At 51.1% G+C, this 7,791-nt stretch carries 4 protein-coding genes; all 4 read right to left on the reverse strand.

What is annotated here, in order from left to right:
- Positions 1-500 precede the first annotated feature (500 nt).
- Positions 501-1,532 (reverse strand): ATP-dependent helicase, encoded by a 1,032-nt coding sequence (locus HY868_00005; protein MBI5300487.1) that lies wholly within the window; start codon positions 1,530-1,532, stop codon positions 501-503.
- 51 nt (positions 1,533-1,583) lie between these two features.
- Entirely contained in the window at positions 1,584-3,521 is a 1,938-nt protein-coding gene (locus tag HY868_00010; protein ID MBI5300488.1) for an AAA family ATPase, read from the reverse strand.
- A gap of 306 nt (positions 3,522-3,827) precedes the next feature.
- Positions 3,828-5,651: an ABC transporter ATP-binding protein gene (locus tag HY868_00015; GenBank protein ID MBI5300489.1), complete on the reverse strand. Its 1,824-nt coding sequence runs from the start codon at positions 5,649-5,651 to the stop codon at positions 3,828-3,830.
- Positions 5,648-7,444, reverse strand: coding sequence for an ABC transporter ATP-binding protein (locus HY868_00020; protein ID MBI5300490.1), 1,797 nt, complete (start codon positions 7,442-7,444; stop codon positions 5,648-5,650). Before HY868_00020 ends, HY868_00015 begins: the two co-directional genes overlap by 4 nt.
- Positions 7,445-7,791: the final 347 nt, after the last annotated feature.

Below are 7,791 nucleotides of genomic sequence, written 5' to 3' on the forward strand. Positions count from 1 at the left end.
CCTGGAAGAATTGCGCCAACGGATTTTGAAATTCATCGAGTACTTCAATCGCACGATGGCCAAGCCGTTTAAGTGGACCTATGCTGGCCGTCCATTAACGGTTTGAACTACCGAAGGATTTATGCCGAGCTGTACTAGTTGTTCAATCCACTCTGTCAACTCATATGAGTTATCATAGTCAGGTTCTTTATCGAGCGAATGTGGCAAGTCTCCCAATGCATCTGAGATTGCTCTCAAAGAGTCTTTGCGCCTTGGATGCAGTATTGCAACTTTCCCCAAATCTTTGATGTCATTGCTTGCACGACTCTCTATGATTTTTGGCAATAGATCTTGAAGTAGAGAGTGTTGCAGAATTGGTCCCGTGCATATTCCTGAGCCAATTCTATCTCCGGATTCACAAGAATTGGCGATAACCGTTAAATCTTGAAGGTGGACAACAAGATTTGCACTCCGCAGCGATCAATCAAGCGGTGAATTGCCTCTGATGCGCTGCAAAGTCGTCACGTTCCTAATTCTGCAACACTCTCAAGGAGGACATGAAACTGCCCTTGCTCTCCTCCGGAACAATTAACACAGACAAACAACCCATCTTTAGCATTGGATTGATAACCTCTGTTTTCTCCGAGAACTATTTCCGAAATTCGGATCAACTCATCCGCCGACCGATAATTCTGTCGTAGTGTAATTGGCTCATTGTTGTCCCGCGTTTTCACTTGTTCGGCTAATTCGGTAAGGTACTGCGGGTTTGTTCCTTGTAATTGTTCATAAATACATTGATCCCTATCGCCTATCGCGAAAACCTTCACATTTGTACATGAGAGCAAAGAAGTGACCATTCTATGAAAAGGATAATTAAGGTCTTGGTATTCATCAATTGCCAAAAAAGGAAATTTCGCTTCGAGTATGTCACGAATACTCTTGTGTTTTTCAATTGCATATAGAGCTAATATTTCCAAATAGACGAAATCTACCGACGGTTCCGTTCCAGATAATAGTAACTGTATATAACGATTTGCCAAACGGGACCACTCAATACTTTCTTTAATAATCGGATCACAATATGGATATCGCCTCCGATACTTATCCAAGTTTTTTGCCACATTATCAATATCACGCCTGATAATTTTCTGTTCTAATAGAGCCCCTCGAATCGCCTCTCTGCGTTCATCTTTAGATGCAATCCTTAATGGTTCAGGTAAGTCGAAACCACAGAACTGTTTATAGGGATGAATTATTTCCTTCAGACAAAAACTATGTACTGTGCCAATGAACAGTCTTGATGAATTTTGTATCCCTATCTTGTGAATCTCTGTGTGAAGTTGACGCGCCAACAACCGAGAATAAGTGATGCAAGCTATCCCTTGAGGAGGGTAGATTCGTTCGTACAAAAATTTTGCTATTTTGGCGGTTAGCAGATAGGTCTTGCCTGATCCTGGACCTGCAATCACGACACAACTTTTATCTGTACGAAGTGCTTTGAATTGCTCGGCGTTTTCTTCGATCTTTGCGAGTCGTTCAAGATACTCTGACAATTTACACCTGCCGCCGTAATGCCTTGTCGATTCGATAGTGGGTTGTCTGTACTATGTAGCCTTGGAAACAATTCTTTGAATACCCAGAGCGATGTATTCAGGAATTTTTGTTGCATCAATTTTGTCTGCCAGTCGCTGGGCGAATCGCCCTTTGCCTTTGTCCTCAATTCGATTTTTGATCAGTTGTTGAATGCCGGAAGGTTTTCCTTCATTTAGTTGCTCTTTCATATTAGTTACTTGCCTCGCGCTTGCGCCTAATTCCTGATACACGGTCAATAATTCGTTTTGGTAACCTATTGAAATCAAACTAGCCTCAAGTGTCCACTCATTCACAAAAATTCCGATGTCGGCTAGTCCTTTCCTTACCGCATCCCATGCGTTATTGCTATAATCAGATTCTAATTTTGGACATACGAGAGGATCCAAAAGTCTTGCTAAAGCAATTCCGCGTTTGAGTCCTTCATAGAAACCATATCCATTTCTCTCCAAACACAATCGCAAATTATCCCAGTCAAATGAATCATGGTAGGACTTAGCTTCATTCTTGATTGTTGAATCAATACGGTCATCGTCTTGAAACGCCTTAAAAATGTCATCTAAGCCAACATATTTATCACCATCGGTTAAGATTACAATGGGAAGTCCTAGCCCCATTGGACCTAAGAAGCGTACATATAGACCAAAATGCGTTCCAGCAACATTGCAAACGGTAATGCCACAGCCATCTAGACTCTTGGAAATAATTCCTTTATCTTTCATCTGTTTCACAAATTCTGGAATGAGAAAGATCTCTGCATCTCCTTCAACTAAAATTACTCCTCGAGAAAAAGCCACTTCGCCCCGAATAGCATCAAGGAAACGAGCCAAATCTCTTGAAGCCGAATCCCAATCGGGTTCCCAATCGGGCAGGCGTGATAAACCAGCAGTTGAAGTTGCAATGGTTCCATCTGGTTTATTATCTTTCAATAAGACCAAGTTATCGGGGTTGCTAACACTAACAATGTGCGGGGAATGGGTTGAAAGTAGAACTGGAGGATGCCGCTTCAAAAAATCACGGAATACTAACCGTTGTAGGTGTGGATGCAAATGAGATTCGGGTTCTTCAACTGCTAAAATAATAAATTTGTATTCTTCACCTTGATTACTACCATTTAGCTGTTCTGCTTTCTCAACCTCAAGCATGAGCAATTTCAAATAGAGAACGTTAGTAAATCCCAAACTGGAGCGATCCAATGACAAATTCGAATCGGCAAACAACTTGAGTGCTTTCTGCAATTCGTTGGCATTTAGCGGGAGCAAACCAAAAGACGGATTAATTCTGTCACCAGATTCAATCATGTCTGCAAGTCGTGATTTGATATTCTCTTGCAGGTCCTTGATACGTGGAATAGACTGAAGCTTATTGGTCGCTTCAATCACTCCTTTTACGACGTCTTGAAAATCAGCATCGTCTGCCAAGTTCATCAGTTCGATAAGGCGACGTAGTGGAGAATGTCTCCAAACCGCCATGTCATTGTCTATGTCGCGCAATGCAGGAATAAGGCGCAAGTTTATGTGTGGATGAATTTTTTGACGTATGTCCTTCTTATCATTGCCTCCATAGATTATAAATTCATAATCATCGCGGCCAACAGCTTTATCAGTGGCAATGTCAGGTTTCGGACGATACAAGAATGATACCTGGGCGACTCGAGGGTCAAGCGCAATTTCGCATCCAGAAAAAATTGTTGAAAGTTTAGGATCGTTTTGAAACTTGGCGAATTGAATCTGAATTTCAATTTCTGTTCCGCCAAATGGATTTACGCCTCTAAAGAAATCCTCCTTCCGTAAAACTCTATTAGCCGAGGGATCGAGTACGAGATGAAGAGCTTCGAGAAAATTCGTCTTACCAACGCCATTTTCGCCCAATAATATTAAGTTTGAACCAGTTTCGATTTCTAGATTTTTGAAATTACGGAAGTTCTTGATTTGGATTTTTGATATTTCCATCGTTGAACTCCTCCCTAACTATTTATCCAAAACCAAACACCTGCCGTTAGCGCGATGATCCTTGCGTCCTGCAACTTTCACTCAGGACTGCCCAGGATTCGCGTCAAACGAGCAGGTGTTTTGATCTCTGTGCGATGATTACGACGAGCAAGCACGAACGTCCCACAAGCCGACATCTCTCCGCCTCTCCACAGAAGCGCGCAAACTGAATTCACTTACGGGACAAAGCTAAACGTGCAATCCCAGTATATCGCGGAGTGATGAAAAACGCAAAAAACAAGCCGCTGGCTCGTCTCTTGTTTTATCCTACGGCGATATCTCCACAAACTGCCGTTCGTACAACTGCCGATACAATCCCCCGCGTGCGAGCAATTCCTCGTGTCGCCCGCGCTCGACGATCTGCCCATCGTTCACGACGCAAATCACATCTGCGTTGCGAATCGTGCTGAGCCGGTGCGCGATCACAATCGCGGTGCGCCCGACGAGCAAACGTTGGAGCGCGTCTTGAATCAATGCTTCGGTCAAGGTGTCCACGCTCGCGGTCGCTTCGTCGAGAATCAGCACGCGCGGGTTCGCGAGGAGCGCGCGCGCGATGCAAATGAGTTGGCGTTGTCCGAGCGACAAGTTGACGCCGCCCTCTTGAATCACCGTGTCATATTTTTCCGGCAACTCCGCGATAAATTCGTGCGCGTTCGCAAGTTGCGCGGCGTACTCCATGTCCGCCTCCGACGCGTCGGGACGACCAAAACGAATATTGTCCGCAATCGTACCAGAAAATAAAAACGGTTCTTGCGGCACGATGCCGGTTTGTCGCCGGAGCGATTGTTGTGCCACCCGACGCACATCCACGCCGTCCACCAAAATCGCGCCGGCGCTCACATCGTACATCCGCGCGATCAAATTCGCGATGGAGGTCTTGCCCGCGCCGGTCGGTCCGACGAGCGCGACCGTTTGCCCTGGTTCGATCACGAGATTCACGTCGCGCAAAACGAGTTCGTCGCGCGTGTAGCCAAATGACACGTTCGCCAACTCGATGCGCCCGGTCACGGTTGGCATCGCGATGGCGTCTGGCGCGTCGCGCACCTCCGGCTCGGTGTCGAGTAAACCCAGGACGCGTTCGCCGCCCGCCATCGCGGCTTGCATCGTTGTGTAGAGCTGGCTCAGTTCTTGAATCGGCTGGAAAAAGCGCGTGACGTACGCGAGGAACGCGACGACGATACCCAGCGTCAATTCATTCTGCGCGACGGCGCGCCCGCCGAACCACAACACAATCGCCGTCGCGACCATCCCCAGAAATTCGACCGACGGCAGGAACACGAACGAGAGCCGCATCGCCGCGATGTTCGCGTCGCGATTCGCGCGATTCACTTCGTCGAAGCGTTCCTGGGTCGCGTCCTCTTGCGCGAATGCCTGAATCACGCGCATCCCCGAAATGTTTTCCGCGAGATCGCCGATGACCGCGGCGACGCGCGCACGTGTGTTGCGAAACGCCGTTTGTGCTTGACGCGTAAAAAGCCAGGTCGCGAAGACCATCAGCGGCAAAACGCTGAACGCGTACAGCGCGAGCGACGGACTCAGCGAGATCATCACGACGACGATGCCGATCAAGACGATGGTATCGCCGACGAGCGTGATCAGCCCTTGCGACAACAAATCGTTGATGACCGACACATCGCTGATGACGCGCGAAATCGTCACGCCGACAATGTGCGTGTTGTGATAGCCGAGCGACAAGTTCTGCAAATGCCGAAACAGTTGCGCGCGCAACGTCGCGAGAACTTGGTGTCCGACCCAGGATAACAGGTATTGCATCCCAGCCGTCGCGGCGTAATTGCCTACAAAGACCGCTGTGAGCGCGAGCGCGACGCGCAGCAAACTCGCCGCATCGTTTTGTGCGATGGCTTGGTCAATTGCGATCTTGATGAGATATGGCGCGGCGAGCGTCAACCCCGACGAAATCAACACGAGAATCGCGGCAACGATCATCCGCTGCCAATGCGGACGCAAGTACGCGAGCAGACGCGCGATGATGCGCCGATCAAACGCGCGCGCTTCCGCGTGTTCGCCAAACGATTCGATTGCGCCGCGCGGTCCCATCCCCGATGTCGCCGCCCCGATGGAAAGACTCATACTCCTACGCCGTTTCCCTCATTTCCTTCATTTCCCTTCTTTCCCTCTTTCTCCACAACATCCTTCCGCAACTGCTGCTGATAAATTTCCGCATACAATCCCGACGTGCGTAACAATTCCGCGTGCGTGCCGCGCGCGGCGATGCGCCCTTGGTCGAGCACGAGGATCAAGTCTGCCATACGCAGTGTGCTCAGGCGCTGCGCGATGACGAACGACGTGCGCCCGCGCATCAAACGTTCGAGCGCGAGTTGAATCAGCCGCTCGGTCTCGCTATCCACGCTCGACGTTGCGTCGTCGAGAATCAAGATGCGCGGGTCTTTGAGCAACGCGCGCGCGATCGCGACGCGCTGGCGTTGTCCGCCGGATAACGTGATGCCGCGCTCGCCGACCACTGTGTCGTACCCCTGCGGCGTTTCGAGAATGAACTCGTGTGCCTGCGCCGCGCGCGCCGCGTTGACGATTTGCTCATCCGTCGCGTCGGGACGACCGAACGCGATGTTCTCGCGAATCGTCGTCGCGAACAACATCGTCTCTTGCAAAACGATGCCAACCTGATCGCGCAACGAGTTGAGGGTGACGCGACGTGTGTCTATGCTGTCAATCGTGATGCGCCCTTCGGTCGGATCGTAGAAACGTGGAATGAGATTGATGATCGTGGACTTGCCCGACCCGGTCGTGCCGATCAGCGCGACGACCTGACCGGGTAGCGCCTCGAACGAAATGTCGGACAGGACGCGATGGCGACGAAAATACGCGAACGACACGCGCTCGAAACGGACGTGACCCTGGACGGCTGGTAATGCAATCGCGTCCAGCGCTTCACGCACTTCGGATTGCGTGTCGAGAATTTCAAAGACGCGTTCGCCCGCCGTCGCGGCTTGCGTCAACGCGGGAATGATTTGACCGAGCCGTCGCACCGGTTGAACCAATTGCGCGAGGTACGTCGTGAATGACACGAGTTCGCCGAGCGTCAGTTGATTTTGCATCACCAACGTTCCGCCGTACCAGATAATCAGCACGGTGCTGAGATTGGCGATGAGGTCAATCATCGGCACGTTAATCGCCTGCAAGCGCGACGCGCTCACCGACAGATCGAACCAATGTTCGTTCTCACGCGCAAACCGCGCGATCTCGGCGTCTTCTTGCGCGAACGCTTTGACGACGCGCGCGCCGCGCAAGTTTTGTTCGAGCCGGGTGGTGAGGACCGCGAGTTGTTGTTGCACCGCAAGCGACAACGGACGCAAGCGGCGTCCCAGGTGAAACGCGCGATGCGCGAGGAACGGCATCGTCGCGAGCGCGAGCAGCGCCAACCCAGGATTCATCGCGATCAACATCACAGCGGTGCCGAGCAACAACACGATGCCGTCAATCAAGCGGAGAATCGCGCGCCCGGTGACAAAACGAATCCGCTCGACATCTTGCATCGTGCGCGAAAGCACCTGCCCGGTTTCGGTGCGGTCGTGGTACGAGAAGGAGAGTGCGCCGAGTTTGCGGTGCATTGCGTTTCGCAAATCGTACGCCACACCCTGGGACGCGTTCTCGGTCCACAATCCTTGCAAAAACGTCAACGCGCCTTTGAGCAAGGTCAACACGAGCAGCGCGATCACCGACCAGAGTAAAAGCGTCGCGTCGCTATCGCGAATGCCGTGATCCACGATCCAGCGAATGAACTGCGGCACGGCAAGCGCGAGCGCGTTGATCGCAACGAGCGCGAGATACGCGCCGGTTGTTTGCTGCCAATAAGGTCGGAGGTAACCAAAGCAACGCAGAAGAATGCGCCCGGTTCCCGGCATACGAAGTGGAATCGGCGCGGGGTTAGCAATCGTTGTCACGGAAGAATGCTCATCGAAAAGTTATTTGGTCATACTGTGGTGCGGACGAGCCGTCCGCACGAGCGGGCAAGCTGACCACTTGATCCGCAAATCACGCGAATCCACGCGAATAAAAAACAAATTCGCGAAAATTCGAGACTGTAGCATGCCCGCCGGTAAAATGGCACTTGAAATTGCCCCGCGTGAGCCGTTGGCTGGTCGCCCGCCCCCACTCCGCTTCGCTACGGGGCTATAGTACGCGGGCGAATTTCGCGTCCACGTAGGCAATTGTCCCGAATGCAATGAGGGATGGACGCCCGGCGGAACGC

This window comes from Chloroflexota bacterium (assembly GCA_016219275.1).
Classification (GTDB): domain Bacteria; phylum Chloroflexota; class Anaerolineae; order UBA4142; family UBA4142; genus JACRBM01.